At 51.0% G+C, this 20,684-nt stretch carries 16 protein-coding genes; 10 read left to right on the forward strand and 6 right to left on the reverse strand.

Features of this window, described 5'->3' with window-relative positions:
- Nucleotides 1-13: 13 nt before the first annotated feature.
- The gene (locus Enr17x_RS27420) at nt 14-1,306 is read right to left on the reverse strand and encodes a Gfo/Idh/MocA family protein (RefSeq protein WP_145313313.1); all 1,293 of its coding nucleotides are present in this window, start codon (nt 1,304-1,306) and stop codon (nt 14-16) included.
- A gap of 188 nt (nt 1,307-1,494) precedes the next feature.
- On the opposite strand from Enr17x_RS27420, the gene Enr17x_RS27425 reads away from it, so the two are divergent.
- From Enr17x_RS27425 to Enr17x_RS27435, 3 genes are all read left to right on the forward strand, one after another.
- Entirely contained in the window at nt 1,495-2,232 is a 738-nt protein-coding gene (locus Enr17x_RS27425) for an AraC family transcriptional regulator (protein WP_145313314.1), read from the forward strand.
- Nucleotides 2,233-2,336: 104 nt separating this feature from the next.
- On the forward strand, nt 2,337-2,888 hold the full coding sequence (locus Enr17x_RS27430) for a pyridoxamine 5'-phosphate oxidase family protein (RefSeq protein ID WP_145313316.1): 552 nt from the start codon (nt 2,337-2,339) through the stop codon (nt 2,886-2,888).
- Between the two features lie 374 nt (nt 2,889-3,262).
- Nucleotides 3,263-3,823: a hypothetical protein gene (locus tag Enr17x_RS27435; RefSeq protein WP_145313318.1), complete on the forward strand. Its 561-nt coding sequence runs from the start codon at nt 3,263-3,265 to the stop codon at nt 3,821-3,823.
- Between the two features lie 151 nt (nt 3,824-3,974).
- Here Enr17x_RS27435 and Enr17x_RS27440 read toward each other — a convergent pair whose 3' ends face one another.
- Nucleotides 3,975-6,365: a peroxiredoxin family protein gene (locus tag Enr17x_RS27440; protein ID WP_145313320.1), complete on the reverse strand. Its 2,391-nt coding sequence runs from the start codon at nt 6,363-6,365 to the stop codon at nt 3,975-3,977.
- Between the two features lie 950 nt (nt 6,366-7,315).
- Between Enr17x_RS27440 and Enr17x_RS27445 the strand changes: the two genes are divergently transcribed.
- Nucleotides 7,316-7,585: a MoaD/ThiS family protein gene (locus Enr17x_RS27445; RefSeq protein ID WP_145313322.1), complete on the forward strand. Its 270-nt coding sequence runs from the start codon at nt 7,316-7,318 to the stop codon at nt 7,583-7,585.
- A 51-nt stretch (nt 7,586-7,636) separates the two neighbouring features.
- The gene (locus Enr17x_RS27450; protein WP_145313324.1) at nt 7,637-8,752 is read left to right on the forward strand and encodes a WD40/YVTN/BNR-like repeat-containing protein; all 1,116 of its coding nucleotides are present in this window, start codon (nt 7,637-7,639) and stop codon (nt 8,750-8,752) included.
- A 165-nt stretch (nt 8,753-8,917) separates the two neighbouring features.
- Here Enr17x_RS27450 and Enr17x_RS27455 read toward each other — a convergent pair whose 3' ends face one another.
- The gene (locus Enr17x_RS27455) at nt 8,918-10,294 is read right to left on the reverse strand and encodes a DUF1501 domain-containing protein (RefSeq protein WP_145313326.1); all 1,377 of its coding nucleotides are present in this window, start codon (nt 10,292-10,294) and stop codon (nt 8,918-8,920) included.
- 633 nt (nt 10,295-10,927) lie between these two features.
- On the opposite strand from Enr17x_RS27455, the gene ilvB reads away from it, so the two are divergent.
- The 4 genes from ilvB (at nt 10,928) to Enr17x_RS27475 (ending at nt 16,061) form a co-directional block, all read left to right on the forward strand.
- Nucleotides 10,928-12,709 (forward strand): biosynthetic-type acetolactate synthase large subunit, encoded by a 1,782-nt coding sequence (gene ilvB / locus Enr17x_RS27460; protein WP_198000833.1) that lies wholly within the window; start codon nt 10,928-10,930, stop codon nt 12,707-12,709.
- Nucleotides 12,710-12,825: 116 nt separating this feature from the next.
- Nucleotides 12,826-13,020 carry a hypothetical protein gene (locus Enr17x_RS27465; protein WP_145313328.1) on the forward strand — a complete coding sequence of 65 codons (195 nt, stop codon included), beginning with the start codon at nt 12,826-12,828 and terminating at the stop codon, nt 13,018-13,020.
- A 98-nt stretch (nt 13,021-13,118) separates the two neighbouring features.
- Complete coding sequence (locus Enr17x_RS27470) at nt 13,119-14,552, forward strand: hypothetical protein (RefSeq protein ID WP_145313330.1); 1,434 nt, start codon at nt 13,119-13,121, stop codon at nt 14,550-14,552.
- A gap of 120 nt (nt 14,553-14,672) precedes the next feature.
- The gene (locus Enr17x_RS27475; protein ID WP_145313331.1) at nt 14,673-16,061 is read left to right on the forward strand and encodes a glutamate decarboxylase; all 1,389 of its coding nucleotides are present in this window, start codon (nt 14,673-14,675) and stop codon (nt 16,059-16,061) included.
- Nucleotides 16,062-16,074: 13 nt separating this feature from the next.
- Here the strand turns inward: Enr17x_RS27475 and Enr17x_RS27480 are convergent, their stop codons facing one another.
- Together Enr17x_RS27480 and Enr17x_RS27485 are read right to left on the reverse strand one after the other, a co-directional pair.
- On the reverse strand, nt 16,075-16,488 hold the full coding sequence (locus tag Enr17x_RS27480) for a hypothetical protein (RefSeq protein ID WP_145313333.1): 414 nt from the start codon (nt 16,486-16,488) through the stop codon (nt 16,075-16,077).
- Between the two features lie 122 nt (nt 16,489-16,610).
- Complete coding sequence (locus Enr17x_RS27485; RefSeq protein ID WP_145313335.1) at nt 16,611-17,621, reverse strand: DUF1559 domain-containing protein; 1,011 nt, start codon at nt 17,619-17,621, stop codon at nt 16,611-16,613.
- 691 nt (nt 17,622-18,312) lie between these two features.
- Between Enr17x_RS27485 and Enr17x_RS27490 the strand changes: the two genes are divergently transcribed.
- Nucleotides 18,313-19,053 carry a 3-keto-disaccharide hydrolase gene (locus Enr17x_RS27490; RefSeq protein WP_390622556.1) on the forward strand — a complete coding sequence of 247 codons (741 nt, stop codon included), beginning with the start codon at nt 18,313-18,315 and terminating at the stop codon, nt 19,051-19,053.
- An 8-nt stretch (nt 19,054-19,061) separates the two neighbouring features.
- Here the strand turns inward: Enr17x_RS27490 and Enr17x_RS27495 are convergent, their stop codons facing one another.
- Nucleotides 19,062-20,624, reverse strand: a complete 1,563-nt coding sequence (locus Enr17x_RS27495; protein ID WP_232100875.1) for an alkaline phosphatase D family protein — start codon at nt 20,622-20,624, stop codon at nt 19,062-19,064.
- Between the last annotated feature and the right edge of the window lie 60 nt (nt 20,625-20,684).

A 20,684-nucleotide genomic window follows, 5' to 3' on the forward strand; every position in this document is an offset into this window, starting at 1 on the left:
ACAGCGGCGGAAACTAAACGGTCCACGGTTCCCGCATCGCGCGGCTCCGCATGCGATTCGCTTCGTCATCGTTCACAAATTCTTCCGTCACTGGATCGAACTGGACTTTGCGTCCCAGCTTCCAGGCAATCGCGGCAGCGTGACAGGCGATGTGCGAACGGGCCATCACGTCTTCATTGGCGGCCGGCTGCGAGCGGGTTTTCACACAGTTAAAGAAATCACGCACATGGAATTTGGGAGACGTTCCCGGAATCGAACTGGGCGACGGTAAAGACGCTCTAAGTTGATCCGAAGAAACAGCAGTCTGCCCGGAATCACCGGTCTCGACCCAGCCTGCTTCCCCTTCGAAGCGCACGGGACAAGTTCCGAGCCCCATCCAGCCATTGCGCCGCATGACGAGTTTCACGCCATTCTCATACATGCACTCAATGACGTTATCGTTGGGAACATCCTTGGGTTCATAGGTCACGGGCATGGTGTTGTCAGCGTCGAGTGCCCACTGGCAGATATCGAGCGTGTGCGCGCCCCAGTCGAGCAGTTTGGCACCGGAATCAAAATCGTAATGCCCGCGCCAGGCGCCGTCGACGTACGCGTGGTTATAAGGCCGCCACGGTGCGGGGCCAAGCCACATGTTCCAGTCGACAACTTCAGGATCGGGCTCAGGTTCGGCGGGTAGCCAGTCATGACGATCAATCAGTTGGTAGATCGAAGCGTGTACGGTATGAATTTTTCCGAGCTGTCCCGTTTGTGCCAGATTGGCGGCGTGTGCGAAGTTGGAGACATTCCGGCGTTGTGTACCTGCCTGGAAAACACGGCCCGTACGTTGAATGGTCTGTTGCAGTTTGCGGGCGAGTTCAATGGAAATCGCACACGGCTTTTCGGAGTAGACGTCTTTGCCCGCTTCGGCCGCCAGCATGGATGCCGTTGCGTGCCAGCGGTCGCCGGTGGCAATCAAAACGGCGTCAATATCATCGCGGGCCAGCAGTTCGCGAAAATCGCGATAAGTCTCGCATTTCTGATCGCCGTTCTGTTTGTCGGCCATTTCCTTAACGGTTTTGCGTTGATCGGCGCGAACATCGGCGATGGCGACAAAGCGAACGTCGGGTTGTTCGAGCATATGACTCAAGACATAACCGCCGCGTCGGCGAATGCCGATCCCGCCCAGGATGATGCGTTCGCTGGGAGCCACGGTGCCGTTCAGTCCGAGTGCAGTACCGGGAATGATCGTCGGAACCGAGAACACCGTACTTGCGGCAGCAGCCGTTTTAATAAAGTCACGACGATTGAGCGCACTGTTTTTCGTCATCAATTTCTCCTCGTAAGCCATTTTGAAATGAGCCGAGTTTGTGTATGTCATTATGAAAGATAATCGCGGGTTGATCAAACAAACAATCGATTTGTTTCATTGATTGTAATGTTCCCAATCATGTGCGTCTTGGAAATTCGAGGCGATTTTGTGTATATTTGGCGCATTCCTGTTTTAGAAATATCGCCATGAATGCCTCACTCCAGCGTCAGTATTTTAAAAAAGTCCCCGGAATCGAGCAAACCTGCCGTCTGTTCGCCCATTTACCTGATGTGTATCTGGTGGTAAAAGATGCCGAGGGACGTTTCATCAAACATAACCGTGCTCTATTGAACTGGCTCAAAGTGGATGACGAGCAAGAACTCATCGGCAGGACCGATTTTGACATTCATCCCCGCGATCAGGCCGAAGCGTATCAGCGGGAAGACCGCCGGGTAATGGAGACGCGCGAGCCGCTGGTCGATCTGGTACACCCGGTGACGGGGGGCGAAGGCGCGACGACTTGGTTTCAGGTGATTAAGGAACCGCTGTTCGACAAACGCGGTCAGGTCGCGGGAGTGGTCGGTATGATGCGCGATTACCGCCGGGCGGGACTGGCAATTGCCCCCTATCTCGAAATGCAACGCGTGTTCGACTATATCAACGACCATTTTCAGCGTGAGATTGTTGTGAAGGAACTCGCATCGCTGGTCGGCCTGTCCACCAGTCAGTTTCAACGTCGGTTTCGAAAACTGTTCCATACGAGCCCCGCCAGTTATATCAACCATGTGCGGATTCAAGCCGCCTGCCGTTTGTTGACCAGCACCACCGACACGATTTCCCAGATTGCCAATCGGACCGGATTTTATGATCACAGCCATTTTTCGAAAGTGTTTAAAGCTCAGACGGGCATCAGTCCCACCGTCTATCGGCGGCAATATCAGTAGACTCTGATCTGTTGCCCTGAACCCGTTTTGCCAGAAACGGGTCTGTCTGTTATCATTCGCCCGTGAATTTTCTCCCCGCTCCTTTTTGAGAAAGCAGACACACAATGGGACAACAGTTATCCGAACTGTCCGACAAACTGATTGAGTTCATCGGTGAGCAAAAATTGTTTTTCGTCGGCACCGCGACGGCGGAGAGCCGGATCAATGTTTCGCCGAAGGGCATGGATGCATTTCGAGTACTGAATCCGAATCGTGTGATCTGGCTCAATGTTACCGGCAGTGGCAATGAGACGTCGGCCCATGTTCAGGAGGACGGAAGAATGACAGTCATGTTCTGTGCCTTCACCGGCAAGCCGCTGATCTTAAGGCTCTTTGGTCAGGCATGCGTGATTCATCCCTACAATGAAGAATGGGATGAACTGTTCGCGCACTTCCCTTCCATCCCTGGTGCCCGGCAGGTGTTTGACTTGAACGTGGATCTGGTCCAGACATCGTGCGGCATGGGTGTTCCCTACTATGATTACGTCGAAGAACGCGAACACCTCACCACCTGGGCCGCCAAGCAAGGTCCCGAAGGACTGCACCAGTACTGGCACGACAAAAACCAGACCAGCCTGGATGGGATTCCAACACATATCCTGGAAAAAAACCGCTGAGATAACTCACTTAACCAATGATTAATAAAACAAATTCCTGGGTGGGCCCGAATGCAATTCGGGCCGAGCGCAGCGAGCAGGAAATTGACAGAGAAATCGAACGAAGAAATATCAAGACAGGACCAGAAACCAGTCTCAATCCAAATTGAAATAGAGAGTGAAAGAAATGCACACGCCTGATAACACGCGCACTGTCGGACCAGCCGACAGTGGCACCCGGTGAGCTGACCAAGATCCGGGGCGTGTGTAGCGAAGAGGAAGTTGTAGAGAACACGAATTACTTATTCTCTCGCGAAGGTTCACTACTCAATACATATTAATTATGAAAATGAATCGAAATTCTTACTCACTTAGTTTCTTACAAAAAGACTGGGATGGCGCCGGGTTCGATTTTGAATTCGCTGGTGTATTTAATTCCCGAATGGTGGGTGAATCAAGAGTCTGTCAGCAAATACATTCTTGATGCTAGAAGCGAAGTTACAAATCTCTCGCTTAAGTTCCTGACAGCGGAATCCCCAATTTACTGGCAGATCATCTCTCCAAATGACATCGAAAAGTTTCTGAATGATCAATTTAAATGGGATTTCACTAACTGGCTTGTTCTCACAATTGAAACAATTCACGGTTTCTCAGGGTATGTGGAACTGCTTCATACAGATCTATTCACCATTGGAGGCCCTGCTGAAAACTACTACTCGGGTCACTTCGAAACTGACTTGCAGATGATTCGAGAAATTATGAATCTGGTGCAGCATGCGGTAAGCAGATTTGGAAGTGGACATGGCTGTTTTGGACCGGGCTCGCAACCACTCCAAGATGCCAAACTGCTTCGAACAAACAATGAAAAACCCAACCTGACCAAGACTACAGGTTTTGAGAATTTGACTCAAGACATTTTTGATCAACTTCAAGAGCTAAGAGTTATCGGAAGTTAAATTCGGAAAACCCCTGAATTCAAATCCGATCGAATGAGTCCCATTAATGCGATCGTCGAGCCCGTCATTTTCCTGTTACCTGCGGCAATCCCGAATTGCATTCGGGACCACCCTCGAACCTTCTCTTGAAATGGAACGTTCCAGCCGTAGTTCAAAAAATATCCAGTTGCATTCCCGTCCATTTGGCCTTTTTCGGTAAGAGCCGTTTTGCTTCTTTCAACACGAATTTCGGGTCCATGAAGGGTTCGTAGCTGATGTCCTGCCAGAGGACCTTTCCGTCGGCATCAATGATAAACGTGCCATGCAGAGGTTGTTTTTCAAAGTCGTCGTACGCGTGGAAGGCTTTGAAGGTGTCCAGTTTGTCGTTCGAAAACAGCGGGATCGGCAGGTCTCCTTTGTCGTAGTTCTTGATCGATGTTTTCAGGCCGTCAATGTTGTCCGTGCTGATCGCCATTAATGGAATGCCCGTTTTTTCAAATTCCTGAACCATCGGAGCGAACGCCTGGAGCTGTTCGGCACAGTGTAGACAGCTGAAACCCAGATAAAAAATCAACACGTGCGGCTTACCCTTAAATTCTTCCGAGCTGCGAAGTTTGCCGGTCGCATCTTTCAACTGCCAGGTCGGTGCGGGCGATGGTTTCCAGCGGAAGGGCCCCAGTGTTTTGAGGTCGGGACGGTCTCCCACATCGCTGGCGGCGACGTCTTCAATTCGCCAGTCTGCTTCGAAACCCAGTTCTTTCGCGATCGGTGCCAATCGAACAAACAGCGGCACATCCAGGTCGATGGTGGCAGAGAGTTTGCGCAGTGTTTCGAATTCCTTTTTCGCCGCTTCTTTTTTATCAGACTGCCAGAGCAGTTCTACCAGTGTGGCTTGCGGCTGGACTTCGTTTTTGTGAGAACCGATCAGCTTTCGCAGGGCTTTTTCTGCTTTCTCTTCTTCGCCCGATTTCCAGAGTACCGAGAGCAGATACACCTCATCCGCACCGCCGGCTTTTTTCAACAGTTCATGGCCCGTTTTGAAGTCGCCGGCAGCGATGGCCTGATGCCCTTTTAACGCGTTGATCGGGCGTTCCAGTTTGTTGATTTTTGCGACGAACGGCTTGCCCGCCTTTTCTATGGCCGCTTTGATGGCTTTCGTCACTTTGGAAGATTTTGAAGCTCCTGGTTTTAGAGCGGCAACCGGAGTATCTCCTTTGAGCTTCAATACCGCAGCCTGTTCCGCTCGTTTCTTTTCGGACTGTAAGTTTCCGAGCCGCTTCTGCAGCTTTGCCAATTGAGCGTCGCCTTCTTTGATGTTTCCTTTTCCATAATAGGCGGCCCCCAGATAACGCAGGCGATTGACCTGTTCGGCTTCAACGTCGGTCGGTTCTAAGTAAGGGGTTTGGCTGAGGGCAATCAGTTCGTCCCACAGCTCATAAGTGCGAAGAACCTGTAACAGTCGCATGCGACCATACTTCGCACTGCCTCGTTTTTTGAGCGTGTTGTATTTGGGATGCTGAGGGAGCGAAATCATATTCTTCGCCAGCGCGACGGCGTCGTGCACGCGGCCGATGAAAATCAGGTTGCGAATCAGCCATTCGTTATTGTGGGCGTAATTATGGATCTGGTCAGGCATGACTGAGTCGCGCATCATGTGAGCGTGATCGACGCGAGCCGAGGCTTCCTGTTGCCAAACGGCATCCTGATAACGTTTCAGACGCGAATAGATGTGCCCGGGCATGTGCCACATGTGGGCGATGCCAGGGGCGGACTGACCACACTTCGCTGCGGATGTGAGTGCCATTTCCGGTTTACGGTGATCCCAGAGATGAATACGATAGTGATGCGCGGGATGCATGGGGTTCTTTGCAAAGATATCCTGCAGCAGTGCTTCGGCGGCAATATAGCTCGTACTCGAAGAACGCGAACTGTAAAGATGGACTGCCAGAAACGCTTTCGCTTCCAAGTCATCGGGGTAATCCAAAATCAGGTTTTCCATGGCTTTGGTGTAAGCATCGTTGCGTTCTTTGGACTTTTTCTTGTCGGCTTTGATATACGCTTCAAGGGCTTTGATATACTGCTTTTCGCGGGGGCTGGCTTTGTCGATGCGCTTGTTCGCTTCTTCGATGAAGCCTTTGGCCCGTTTGCTGTTTTTCAGATTGCACATTGCGGCACCCCAGAAGGCCATGGCGCAATCCGGGTCTAAATTTGCCGCGTGCCGGAAAGAGCGTTCGGCTTCCAGATACCAGAAGCCATGCAGCTGACCTAATCCCTGATCGAGGAATTTCTGTGCTTCCGAATTTTTGACAGTCACATCAAAGTGAACGTCTCCCGTATTGCCCATTAAATAGGCGGCACGACGCGGGCCTTCGTTGAAAACTTCGCCATGATACGAGTGGCCAGCCAGAACATCCTCGGCCTCTTTGTTCTCTTTCTTAACATCGCTGGTTTCTGCTTTGTCTGCACTCCAGGCAATGGTGTTGGACAGGAACAGCAATGCGGTTGCTGACATGAGCCAGAAACATGTATTACGAAACGAAGCAGGCGGGAAGAGTTTTATCATTGAACTACTCTTATAAATCAGAGGAATCAAAGTTAATTTCAGGAAAGAATCACACGTGTTGACTTTGATTCTACCGAAGCTGCTTTCCGAATGTCGATAGCCGAGGACGATTTCGCGGGGCAATTGAGGGAAAGATGTCGCTTGCTGGCAATACCTGTTTTCTTCGTTCCAGAATGGTTTCTTGAGTCGGTCTTTGACACAAAGCCTTTGTCTTTTATAATCATTTCGACTCTTACCACAGATGAAACCCTGATCGCGTCGATTGTGCTATCTTTCGGTATGATTACAAGTTAGCCAACAAAGAGTGATTCGATTATCGACGAGAACCTCGTTCCCATGACCGGAAACCCTGACTCATCTCCCGAATCAAGATCCAACCAGCTAAAATCAGCACCACGTGTTTACGTCGATGCTGAGGACGAGTTACTCGACAACAGCACTGCGGTTCGGTTCCTTGGCGTGGTCTCCCTCATCCTTGGGTGTTGGATCGGCTATGATAACGTTTACACACCTTTGACGCAGGCGCTTGCAAATCAACAATCAGTCTCCATTCACTCCGGGACTGTCGGAATTTCGTTTATCGCTATCATATGTGGTGTTATCATGCTCATTGCGGGCCGACACACTCGTAAAATATTGTTGGACCGTTGGCGCAACGCCACACCTTTGAATGTGCTAATCACTTTTACAATCGTAGCGGCCTCTATCGCTTTAGATCAGTATTTTAAGCAGCTCCTGTCAGGTCTCGGCTATGTCTTCACGCGTTTGCCGTAGGCAATACCGGAGTGGGCTTCTTTTGATTTCTGATACCAAAGCTACTTGCCCAATGTCGATCGCTCGAGCTGATTTCATACGGCAATTGCGGGAAAGATGTCGATTGATTGATATGGTCAATCGACTGCAGAAATTTGTTTGCCTCTCGAATTTGTACCGTGTAACATACGCAAACCATGGTCCGTGTCTGTTTTACTGCCAATCTGAAACGTCATCTCGATTGCTCCGAAGCCACCGTTTCGGGAGCAACCGTTCGTGACGCGCTGGATGCGGTATTTGAAACTCAGCAGCAGCTAAAGAGTTACGTGTTGGATGACCAGAGTCGTCTGCGTCAGCACATGGTGATTTTTGTTGACGGAAAAACAATCGTCGACCGCGTGCATCTGAGCGATGCGATCTCACCCGACAGTGAGATTTATGTGATGCAGGCACTCTCCGGCGGCTAATCATTTCTGATTTCTTTGCGACCACAACATCCTGATTGAAAGGTGCCTGTTATGAGTGCTTCGGTTCATCTTGCCACGCGGAAAGGTCTGTTTCGCTTTGATCGCGGTCCCAGTGGCTGGGAGATGAGCCGACATGATTTCGTCGGCGAAAATGTCTCGATGGTCTTGCATGACTCGCGGGACGAAAAAACGTACGCCGCACTGAACCATGGTCATTTTGGTGTGAAGCTGCATCGCAGTACCGACGGAGGTGAGAACTGGGAAGAGTGTCCCGTGCCCGTCTACCCGGAAGGAGCTACTAAAGCGGCGGACCCCTTTTCCCCAGATAGTGAACCGAAACCTGCCAGCCTGAATGAAATCTGGTCGCTCGAAGCGGGCGGCGCGGATCAGCCGGGACGGCTCTGGTGTGGTACGATTCCCGGCGGCCTGTTTCGTTCCGACGATTGTGGCTCCAGCTGGCAGCTGGTGGAAAGTTTGTGGGATCTTCCTGAACGACAAGAATGGTTTGGTGGCGGTAAAGATGATCCGGGCATTCATTCGATTTGCGTGCATCCGGAAAACAGTCAACGCGTGGCGATCGGGATATCCTGTGGCGGCGTGTGGGTGACAGACAATGATGGAGCAAGCTGGACCCTGAAAGCAGACGGCATGCACGCGGAATATATGCCCCCCGATCAGGCCGGTAACCCCAATATTCAAGACGCCCATCGGATGGTTCAGTCACCGTCTGACCCTGATACTTATTGGATACAGCATCATAATGGCGTGTTCCGCACGACCGACGGCGCCAATTCATGGCAGGAAGTAACCGGTATTCAGCCCGCAAAATTTGGTTTCGCGGTCGTCGTTCATCCCAGGCAGCCTGAGACCGCCTGGTTTGTTCCCGGTGTCAAAGATGAGTGCCGCGTGCCTGTGGACGGAGAGTTTGTGGTTGCCCGCACGATCGACGGCGGCGTGACAACAGAAGTACTCACCAAAGGCCTACCCGGGAAACAGAGTTTTGACATCGTGTATCGACACGCGTTAGACATCGATGAAACGGGCGATGTCCTTGCCGTTGGATCCACGACGGGCAATCTCTGGATTTCAGCAAACGGCGGCGATGCATGGCAAGTCATTTCAAATTACCTGCCACCAGTTTATTGTGTGCGGTTTGTGAAATCATAAGCAGGAAAAAAAGAGTGTCACTTCTCACTGTTTGATTGCTGTTGTTTGCGACAACCCCGAATTTCATTCGGGGCTACCCGATAAGACTCATCGTGCTTTGTATCGACTTGCATCAGCACTGACTGGACTAAATAGCAATCCTACAGTGGCACACGAAAGTATTTCTCAGGATAGCTCGACGATTGGTTTTCCCTTGGGGAGAATCGGCATGGGGCGGCCGCTGTGGTCGAGGAAGGCGTGGTTCTGATCAATGCCCAGGAAACGATAGACGGTGGAGAGTAGATCGTTCGGATCCAGTTTGTTGTCTTTGGCGTATGCGCCGTTTGAGGTAGTTGAACCGATAACCTGGCCCATTTTCATGCCGCCGCCCGAAACCAGGACTGACATTGAACCAGGCCAGTGGTCGCGACCAGGCTGCATGACTTTGGAACGGGTTCCTTTTTGCGGGTTGATGCGCGGCGTACGACCAAATTCGCCCGAGACAATCACCATCACTTTTTTATCCAGGCCCCGTTCGTAGATATCTTCAATCAAAGCGGAAACGGCACGATCGAAGATCGGGAGGCGGCCTCGCAGATCGTCATACAGGTGACCATTCACCGCGTGAATATCCCAGTTGCCGGCACAGCCTTTGACCCCCGGGTTCTGCATCTGCATTGTCACGAAACTGCTACCGGCTTCAACCAGTCGACGGGCCAGCAGAGCACGCTGGCCCCATTTGTGACGACCGTATTTATCGCGGGTGGCGTCACTTTCCTGCGAGATGTCGAATGCGTTACGGGCGCGATCACTGGTCAACATTTCCAGAGCACGCGTGTTGAACTTGTCGATGGACTTTAGCGAACCGTTCTGGTCGAGGTCGCGGCGCATCTGGTCGAATGAAGTGAGCAGCGTCACCCGATCATCAAGGCGGTCCTTGAGCTTATCGTCGATGGTGATGTTCGGCACCCGAAAGTTGGGAAGGTTCGGGTCGGAACCGACCACGAATGGTAAAGCCGACTCACCCAGATAGGAACTTCCGCCGCCATGCACGCGCGGTTGATTTCCGATATAATTCGGAAGTCCGTTATTCACATGATCGCGCATTTTAGAAACGATGGGACCGATCGTCGGAAATTGCGAAATCGGCTCGAGTGGTCTTAACGGATCACGGCCTGAAAGAAACCGCCCTGCACCACCGGCATGATTGGCAAAGCCGTGTGAGATGGAACGGATGATGGTGAAGCGGTCTGCCACCTTCGCATGCAAGGGTAAGTGTTCGCAGATATCGATGCCCGGAACGTTGGTATGAATCGGATTGAATTCTCCTCGATATTCCACCGGCGCGTTTGGCTTCATATCGTAGGTTTCCATATGGCTCGGGCCACCCTGCAACCAAATGAGAATCACCGAGGTATCCGGCGTGGTCTTCGCAGGAGAAGCAGAGGCCTCTCGCAGCCGGAGTAAATCGCTTAATCCCAAACCACCCAGCGTGAGAAATCCTGCCTGGAGGAAAGAACGCCTTGATTGAGTTACCTGGATCGAGTTTGCGGGACGACTCATGCTTAACACCTCGACTCGCTGCATTGATTAAGGAAGGATCGATTGTGGTGGGACTCAACTTCGATTGCTACGCTGTGCCTCTTTATTCAATTCGGCAACGCACGACAAACGGATTCATTTAAATAATCACTTATATATCATACCAATCAGAAATCACTCCCGCAAACCTTTCCTGACAGAAAGGTCATTTCGATAAAGACCGTATCATCCTACAACCCTATCCTGTTTATTTGATTAGACTTAGATGCCATCAACGCCCTTTAAACAAGAGCCACGTCACTTTGTGAGTATCTGCCTGGCTGAAACAGCAGCCCAATTGATACAACCGAAACAGGCTCTGTAACCTGTTTTACCAAGACAACTAACGTGAATGTCTCTGCACGAAAATTGGATTCTGAGCAGGAAATGACTCGTTATTGTACTGGAGAGAAGATAGAATTAACCGCAAATCAGTTCTTGAATTTCCAGAACGAACATTGGGCGTACGAGGTGCGTCTACATGTCAGACCGTTTTGGTAAGCGGGAATTGGTGATCAACACTGAAGTCGGATTCCCCCTTGGAATCGCGCTGGTTGATCATTTGAAACGAATTATTTGAGACCTTAGAGATCATCGAAACAGAAGGGTGAAACAGTGGCCACTGCCAACGAAAAAGAGACGCAAACTACGACAATCAATGGCGCTGAGATTCTGGTTCAGGCATTGGTGCGGCAGGGCGTGAAGACGATCTTTGCATATCCCGGCGGCTGTAGCATGCCCCTGCATCAGGCATTGATTAAATATAAAGACGACATTCGAACTCTGCTGCCTCGTCACGAACAGGGTGGCGGTTTTGCTGCCCAGGGAATTGCCCGCACCACAGGTGAAGTCGGAGTCTGCATGGCGACCAGTGGTCCCGGTGCAACCAACCTCGTGACCGCGCTGGCTGATGCGAAGCTGGACAGCATCCCCATGGTGGCAATTACCGGACAGGTACCACAGGCTGTCATCGGCAGCGATGCGTTTCAGGAAACGCCGATGGTTGAAATTTCCCGGGCAATCACCAAACATCATTACATGGTGACCGATGTGAAAGATGTCGCCCGGATTGTGAAGGAAGCCTTTTTCATCGCGAATACCGGCCGTCCCGGCCCGGTTCTAATCGACTTCCCGAAAGACTGCCAGTTGGCCACGCTCGATGAAGAGCCGGATTACGATCCCGAGCCTTATCTGCCCGGTTATCGTCCTGAATTGCGTAAAGCGGCCCCAGAACAGATTCGTCAGATTCTGGCAGCTATCAAACGCTCCAAAAAACCGATGCTCTATGTTGGTGGTGGAGCGATCATTTCCGACGCTTCTGAAGAGCTGGTTAAGTTTGCCCACCGCACAAATATTCCTGTGACCACGACTGTAATGGGACTGGGAGTATTCCCCGGCGATGATCCGTTGTGCCTGGACATGCTGGGGATGCATGGAACAGTCTACGCGAACTATGCCGTCAATGAAGCCGACTTGCTGCTGGCCTTTGGTGTGCGGTTTGATGACCGTGTTACCGGAAAACTGGAAGAGTTCGCCAAGCATGGCAAGATCGTGCACGTTGATATCGATCCTTCCGAATTACAGAAAAACAAAGAAGCCCACATTCCGATCAACGCAGACTTGAAACATGTTCTGCATTCGTTGAACGAAGCCATTACCGATGACGACCTGCCTCAGGTTGACAGCTGGCTGGCTCAGGTCAAAGCGTGGAAAGAAAAGTACCCGCTGAAATATCCGGAACTGGGCGACGTACTCTCGCAGCAGTATGCGATTCACGAGCTCTGGAACCAGACCAAAGACAAAGACCCGTACATCACCGTTGGCGTTGGTCAGCATCAGATGTGGGCGGCACAGTTCTATAAGTTCAACAAACCGCGTCACTGGCTCAGTAGTTCTGGCCTGGGAACGATGGGCTTTGGTCTGCCCGCCGCGATGGGAGTGCAGGCACAGTTCCCGGATTCGCTGGTAGTCGACATTGACGGCGACGGTTCGATGCTGATGAACGTGCAGGAAATGGCCACGCTGCATACGGAAAAACTGCCGGTTAAAATTCTGCTGCTGAATAACCAGCACCTGGGAATGGTGGTTCAGTGGGAAGACCGTTTCATGGATGGGCGTCGCGCTCATACCTATCTCGGCCCCGTGCATCACCCCGAAGCAGAAGGCAAAGGCGATGGTTCGCATGCCGAGGAAACCTATCCGGACTTCGTCTCGATCGCCAAAGGTTTTGGCCTCCAGGCAAAACAGGTTCGTTCAAAAGCAGAGTTCCCGAAAGCACTGGCAGAAATGCTGGCGGCAGACGGCCCTTATCTATTGGACGTCATCTGCACCTACCAGGAACATGTGTTACCAATGATTCCCAGTGGCGGCACCGTGAACGACATCATTATTGAGTGACCTGATGCACGACCGGGACGAAACCGTCTCGGTCGCTGTTTTTTCAACTCGATGATCGGCTGAGATCAGGCTGCTTGTAGTGGATATAGTTCGATCCTTCATCAGGAGTGACAATTATGTTATTTGCTGCGCAGATTCCTCAAGAATCCGGATACCTTGTCGGCTGGGGCTCACTGGCTTTAATTAACGCAGGCCTGGCACAAGGAAAAAACCGGGGTGGATTGAACTGGTTTCTGATTTCCCTCCTGCTGGGGCCAGTTGCCACGTTCATTTTAGTCGCACTTTGCGAAAAGTTGCCTGGCTCTCCTTAAAGTCAAAAAAAATCGCCTCGCAAGGGTGGAGATCAATTCTCACCAGCAGATAAAATGAAAGTCTCTGAACTTACATTCTGCATCTATGCGAGGAAATCATGAGCCAGCAGAGACAAATTGGCGTCACCGTGTTACCAGAGTACCTGCAGTATGAGGGAGTCGAAGCCGTACTCGACAATCTTATGCAGCGTGCAGGAGTTACCGCGGTTGCGACTTCGCCTTATGTGATGCAACTGGCCGACGAGCAGACCGGAGTCCGCGAACCGCCGGCCGATGCCGGCGCCGGCAAAGTTCGCCTGCTGGACCGTCCGCTCTGGCAAAACAAACGCGAACTATGGGTTAAAACCTCCCCCAGCTTTATCCCCGATGAATCGCTGTATGCCGGTTTGCGGTACCAGCCGGCCAAGCCTGACGAACTCACTCGTGACGCGGGGCATGTTGTCGCTGATTTCATCCAGGCGGCACATGACCGCGATTTGGAAGTCTACTTTCAGGTGCAAGCGGCGATTCCGCCCGGATACCGCGTACAATTTGGTGGGCCGATCGAAGATGATATTCCACGTTTGCCCGATGGTTCTCTGCCACGTAAACGTGTGGCGAATAACGGCAGTCTGGCCAGCCCGCATATCATTGATTATCAACATGCTTTCATTCGGGACCTGCTCAAACACTATCCCGATATCGACGGGATTCGCTTTGACTGGCCGGAATACCCGCCTTATTTTCTGGATTCCGCTTTTTTTGATTTCAGCGATCATGCCAAAGCAGCCGCCGACCGGCTGGGATACCTTTTCGACCAGATGCAGTCTGACGCGCAGTCCCTGTATCAAAAACTGAATGGCGGCCTGACCAACTTTGACCTGGAAAACTGGCTTTCGGAAGACAATCAGGCTGCGAATTTTCCTATCTGGCTGAATGACCATTACCCGGGTGCCTCTGCCATGATGTTAATGAAGGCGCAGCTTTCCAAGGAGTTGCTGGCAGGGTTTCGTCAGACGATGAACGAAGTAGGCAAACCCGAAATCGAACTGGCCCCCAGTGCATTTCCGCCTCCCTGGTCAATCATTTCCGGAATGAATTATTCACTCGCAGCAAAGCATTGCAATTCTGTCAGCGTCAAACTGTACGGGATGCACTGGTCGATGATTCTGCGGTCTTATGGCGATCAATTGCTGGCCGCCAATCCCGGGATCTCCGAATCGTTACTGGTCCGTGCGCTGTTCAAGTTTCTCGACATTGCCGATTCCGAACCACCAGCACGACTGGCTGAAATCTATTATCCCGGCCCTGATGAACCACACCTGACCGGGCCGCATGCCCAGGAACGAAAAATCGCTGCGGCGCGCAAGCTGGCTCGGCCGATGCCCATTTATGCACTCGCACATGGATATGGTCCAACGGAGGATTTTCGTACCCGTATGCAGGTGGCGACCGACATCAGCCCCGATGGAGTCTGGGTTAATCGCTATTGTTATCTGAATGATGAAAAACTCGATATCATCGGGCAATGCGCAGTCGGCTGTACAACATAACCGGAAAGTTTTCAGAAAAACCGATCCTTGGCGTTATCTTCATTCAAATCCCCGCGCCAGACATTACTATAGCCGTACACTCATTCTATTCCGTATCGATGATCCAGGAGGGAGCTAATCATGCTACACGGCCAGAAAAAAACACATGACGACGATGTCAATTCCGTCATCACCCCCGCTTATGGCGGTCGCTATATTCGGGAACCGATTCCCAAATACCTGATGCCTCAAGAAGGGCTGCCTCCAAAAGTCGCCTATAACCTGATTCGCGATGAACTGATTTTGGACGGAAATTCGCGACTGAACCTGGCGACCTTCGTCACCACATGGATGGAAGACGAAGCCAAACAGTTAATGTCGGAAACATTCGACAAGAACATGATCGATAAGGATGAGTACCCGCAGACGGCAGAAATTGAATTGCGGTGCACGAACATGCTGGCAGACCTCTGGAACTCACCCGACGAAGAGAATTCGGTCGGCTGTTCGACCATCGGTTCCAGCGAAGCCGCCATGCTGGGTGGTATGGCACTGAAATGGAAATGGAAAGAACGCCGGGAAGCACAAGGGAAACCGACAGACAAACCCAACATGGTGATGGGCATCAATGTGCAGGTCTGCTGGGAAAAATTCTGCCGCTACTGGGAAATTGAACCCCGCTTCGTGCCGATGGAAGGGGATCGGTACTGTCTGACCGCGGAAGAAGCAGTTAAGCTGATCGATGAAAATACGATTGGTGTCGTGGCCATCATGGGCAGTACGTTTGACGGCCGCTATGAAAACGTCAAAGAGGTCAATGATGCACTCGTGGAACTCAACGCGAAAACCGGCTGGGAGGTTCCCATTCATGTCGACGCCGCCAGTGGTGGGTTCGTAGCACCATTTTTACAACCGGAAATCAAATGGGATTTCCGGCTGCCCCTGGTCAAATCAATCAATACTTCAGGACATAAATATGGTCTGGTTTACCCCGGTGTGGGCTGGGTCGTCTGGCGTGATAAAGCAGAGCTGCCTGAAGATCTGGTCTTTCACTGCAACTACCTTGGTGGAGACCTGCCTAACTTCGCATTAAATTTCTCGCGCCCCGGTAATCAGGTGGTAGCGCAGTACTTCAATTTTTTACGGCTCGGCCATGAAGGTTATCGTGAGATTCATCAGACGTCGCAGGATGTTGCCATGTATCTTTCAGCTGGGATTGCGAAGCTAGGGCCGTTCGATCTGATTTCTGACGGTAGTGATATCCCCGTATTTGCCTTCACCACAAACGACAAAGCCAACTTCAGCGTGTTTGATATTTCAGACAAGGTTCGCGAGCGCGGCTGGCTGGTTCCCGCTTACACATTCCCTAAAAACCGGGATGACCTTGCCGTCCTCCGTTGTGTCTGTAAGGAAGGGTTCACGCGAGACATGGCAGACATGCTGCTGGGAGATCTACAGACCGCCATCGATTACTTTGCGGCCCGCCCCGATCACAAACCGCAAACGGGCGGATCGGGGTTTCATCATTAAACTTCCCTGAGAGTTATTTCAGCTCAAAGGTAAATTCATTGTCGCCTGATTGGACGTCCGCTTTGAGCGGGCTGTCTTTCAGGCTACGATACTGCTTGGGAATATTCGGATACTCTTTTTTTGGCGCGGGATTATCAGGAGTCCCTTCTGGAGGATTGACGGTAACCAGATAACTGCCAAGCACCACATCAGAAAGTTCGGCCTGTCCTGATTCATTCAGCATTCCGACGGCGCCTTCGCCTTTGCCAACCTGCATCATGCGAACTTCTGCTTCTGTAACGGGAGTTCCCTCGTGCGTCACGGTAATTGTCACATCTGCACGTTGTTTAGCTTCTTCAGAAGCGCCACCACAACCTGTTAGAATTGAGCTCGAGTAGAGCAGAACAAAAAACAGGTAATGTCTGTCAAACAATTTTTTTATCAACATAGTCAGACTAAACCCAAAATTGATTTATAAGTAGAAAGAGAGCAAGAGTAAAGACCCCGTCTGTTAATTGATCGGGGCCTTTACATCAGCTTCATGATAACGAAATTCGCTTCGAGGAATGATTAAAACTCACCGATGACCTGGCCATCACTCTTGGCACAAAGGTTTGCCAGTGTGCCAAAGTCAACATTCTCAGAGACAAATCGCACGGCACCATCTGTCAGTAGTACATGAGTCCCACCTGTGTGATACGATCCCAGGACGGTGTTGGCACCGTAGGGACGGAATGCTTCATCGCCTGCAGTAGTATCCCAGAAACTGTTGATCGAATACATCACAGTCGTCGTACCTGAACCCCAGTTTGAACCTGATCCCAGTGACGGAACTTTCGAACCAGATCCAATCCCGCTCCAACCACCATAGTAGTTCGAACGGCTGTCCTTCCCATTCACCTGTCCCGACTGTTCTCCCACGATGATCGTATTCGATGTGCCGTCTTTGACATCACGCATTCGAAAACAGTCATTGGGTGCCAGTAGGCCATTATTGCAGTAAGTACCATTCCCGTAACCGGCACCTGTTGCAGAACAGACACCCGTTTGGGCTCCCGGTGCGGGTGTGGCACCGGCGATACCAACATAATCCATCGTCTGTCCCTGATCGTAGTTATTCATCCCATTGTCATTCGAAGAGATGGAGTGTGGACTGGAGGGACAATTATAAACGGGAACACGTAAGGTTTTTAAAACTTCATTCGTACCCGCTCCAGTACCATATCCATAGGAGCCACCACTATTCTGAGAAGCAAAACCTCCCGTCGATGTACTGACGTCAAAATTCATCTGATTATATGCAGGAGCCTGATCCAGATACGGTAAAATCGGTGCGCGCCAGTTGGCCCGATAATAAGGAGATTGCTCGCCAATCGGGAAGCGAGAAAACGTATCGTGATAATTGTGCATCGCCAACCCAATTTGCTTCAGGTGGTTTTTGCATGTGCTTCTGCGAGCTGCCTCACGTGCCTGCTGAACCGCGGGTAATAATAATGCAATTAAAATTGCGATGATGGCAATCACTACTAATAATTCAATCAGAGTGAAGCCACGTTTGCGTAAAGTGTGCCTGCTAAACATGGAATTTCCTTCAAAAATAAAAACGATAAAATCAAGCGAGTCAATTTCTTCAGCGGGAAGAAACTGTTAATGAGGCAGGGATACAGGAGGGAGCAACCAGACTGTTCTCATGTATTTTAATGACTCTCGTCTTTGGACGTTTGAATCAGCTGTAACCCGTTTTTCCTTTCCTGTTAAAGTCATCAGAAACCAAAGTAACCTAAATGACATCATCTCATTCGTCCGCTGAACGAACTCACAGATTCATTTAAAGCGAATCCCATGCCAATTGGTTCAATCCCATTCAGCCTTGATCATTGCCTTCATCAGCACGACGCAATGCAAATCTATTCCTGCGTTCATGCTGTCGAAACCATCCCAGAAATTCCCTAAGCGAAAATAGCTGGTCCATAACGTCTTAATTCAAAAATCGAGACTTGGCTCTGCCTGATTAATTAACCCCCGACCAATCTCATCAGTATTCCACAATTTCAAAAATTTTCAAAAGTGAGTTTTTCTTGTGCTCGTGTGACTCCTAATGTGCCCGGTAAAATGGCAATCTGATCATAATCACACTTTAGTTTCCCACACCAGTATGGATCAATTGTTCTCATAGTTGAAATAGAAGATAATGCAGATTCGCTATAACCGTTAACCAGAAGGAACCACCATGCGCATCACTCCACTTGTTACCAGTCTGTGTTCACTTTTTATGCTCACTCTGCTCGTCTCAAAGGCACGAGCAGAAGTCGGCGTTTCAGCCAAGCCACCCACCGATGCAGAAATCCTGCTGGATGGCAACCGGAAGAAACTCGACGATAAATGGACCTACTGGAAAGGTCCGCGTTTCAGTTCGTCGCTCCCCATCAAGTGGAAAGTAGTCGACGATCCCGTTGATGCCGGCACCGTGATTATGACCGACGACCCGGCGGCTGCAGGCGGGAAATACGGGGCCGCAGACATCGTGACTAAAAAGAAATATCGCGACTTCCGGTTACATGTGGAATTTCTGGTGATGAAGCCTGGCGGAAACAGCGGCGTCTATCTGCAGAACCGCTATGAAATTCAAGTTCTCGACGGCGACAAAACCAAGCACGGCATGGGGGCCGTCATCAACAAAACTGAATCTCCGTACCATGCTTACAACGGCACTGGAAAATGGAACGCCTACGACATTACCTTTCGAGCCGCCCGCTTTAAAGATGGGAAGCTTGTTGAAAAGCCGATGGTCACCGTCTATTTCAACGGCAAAAAAGTTCACAAAAACGTGATCATCGAGAAAGTCTGGGGTGGCCCGAATTCCGGCTTGGATGGCGGCAACGACAACGGGTTCGGCATCACCGATACTCCCGGCGGAATCAAGCTCCAGTGTGAAGGACACGACGTGCGTTACCGGAACGTTTGGATCAAACCGCTCGATCTCAAAACCGCTAATACAGACTTCAAAGAATAGTAGCCACGCTATTTTTTCATCTGGGGAATGTCATGCTGATAGAGCAGCTTGCCCTTCTCGTCATAGAATAGAAACGAAAGCGTCGCCGGCTGCTGTTTATCAGCCGGTGTCACTTTCACTTGCAGAAATCCGCCTGATCGTGGATCCTGATAATAGGGCTGCTTGATCAGTCCTTTGGGGTCGGTCGACTTCGGATCGCCAGGCTTGCGGCCTAAACGGGAATTCGCATCGACCAGCGCGCCGCAGGAAAATTCTTCGAATCCGCTCGGATCGACAGCGTGATACTGCCAGTGCCGATCGCCACAGACGATGAAGAAGTTCTGCTGATCCAGACCGTTCTCTTTGAGCCACTTGAAGAACGCATCACGTTCATAGCGAAAGCCACCGATGTCGCAGTGGTTGTCAGTCTTGCGTAAATCGTCGGGGCCAATCATCGGTGTCGGCGAGACGAGAATCTTGAAGGTCGCGTCACTCTCTTTGAGTGTCTGCTTTAACCAGGCTAATTGTTCCTTACCCCAGATTGATTTTTCCGGGCCATCTTCCATCGCATTCGGACTACGGTACATGCGGTTTTCCGGGAGCCAGATTTGCAGGTCTTTGCTCACACGATGCGTGCGATAGGTTTTAGCATCCTCATCATTCATCGGTGCGACCGGCAGCTGTTCCAGCATCATCCGGCGGCCTTCTTCCGGAGTGGGATGATGATCGCCCGTGTTGTCGCCGTCATCGATGCGGTAATCGTGATCGTCAATTTCCCAATAGGTCGGCACGGCCGCAAACAGATCACGATATCGCGGCTGCACGAACTGCTCGTGCCATTTCCGACGCATCTCAGGAATCGTCTTCGCTCGGGGTTTATCGGGCGTGTCATAATAGACATTATCGCCAGTGCCGATAAAGAAGTTCGGCTTCAACTTCAGAATCGTCTCCAGCGCGGGATATCCCAGATTTTTATCAGGGCCGGCGTAAGGTTGCGGCAGCTTTGTATTATTCTCTTCTAAATGCTGTTTTTTATCGATGCGCTGATCGCCGTGAAACTTCGCATAGTTCATGCCGGTCACGACGACAAAATCAACTGTCTCGGCCAGAGTGGGACCGGGTAACGTTTCAAAATGAGCGGTGGGACCAGCGTGTAATTGTTCCGCGGTGGTTCCAATCTCGGTTTTGCATTCGTATTTCGTTCCTGGTTTTAATCCGGTAAACGCGGCCCGTGCAATAAAGTCATGGTCGGCGGCCGCCTGGATCACTTGTGGACTATCCTTGACGGCCTCGGATTTTTCTACTGAGACCGGTGTCAGTGTGAATTGCACAACGCCCGGCATGCCTTTGACATCACGGTCGACCAGTTTGTCGGTTTCTGTCAGTCGCACTTGCACCAGCGCGCTGTCGGGAGTGACTTCCCCGACCATAATTCCCATTCCGGCTATGGGGAGATCGGAATCCGCTTCTGTTTGAATTGCTGCTTCACCCTGCTCGACCACTGTCGCAGGTGTTTCTGAGTCTGGCTTTTCACAGCCTGACAGGGAAAGGACAGCGACAATCATCAGACAGAACAGACAGTAAAACCTCATGTGAGCACTCCCTCAGAAATCAGCAAATGGAATTGGCCAGTCCGTCTATTCTATGGTTTT

This window comes from Gimesia fumaroli (genome assembly GCF_007754425.1).
Lineage (GTDB): Bacteria > Planctomycetota > Planctomycetia > Planctomycetales > Planctomycetaceae > Gimesia > Gimesia fumaroli.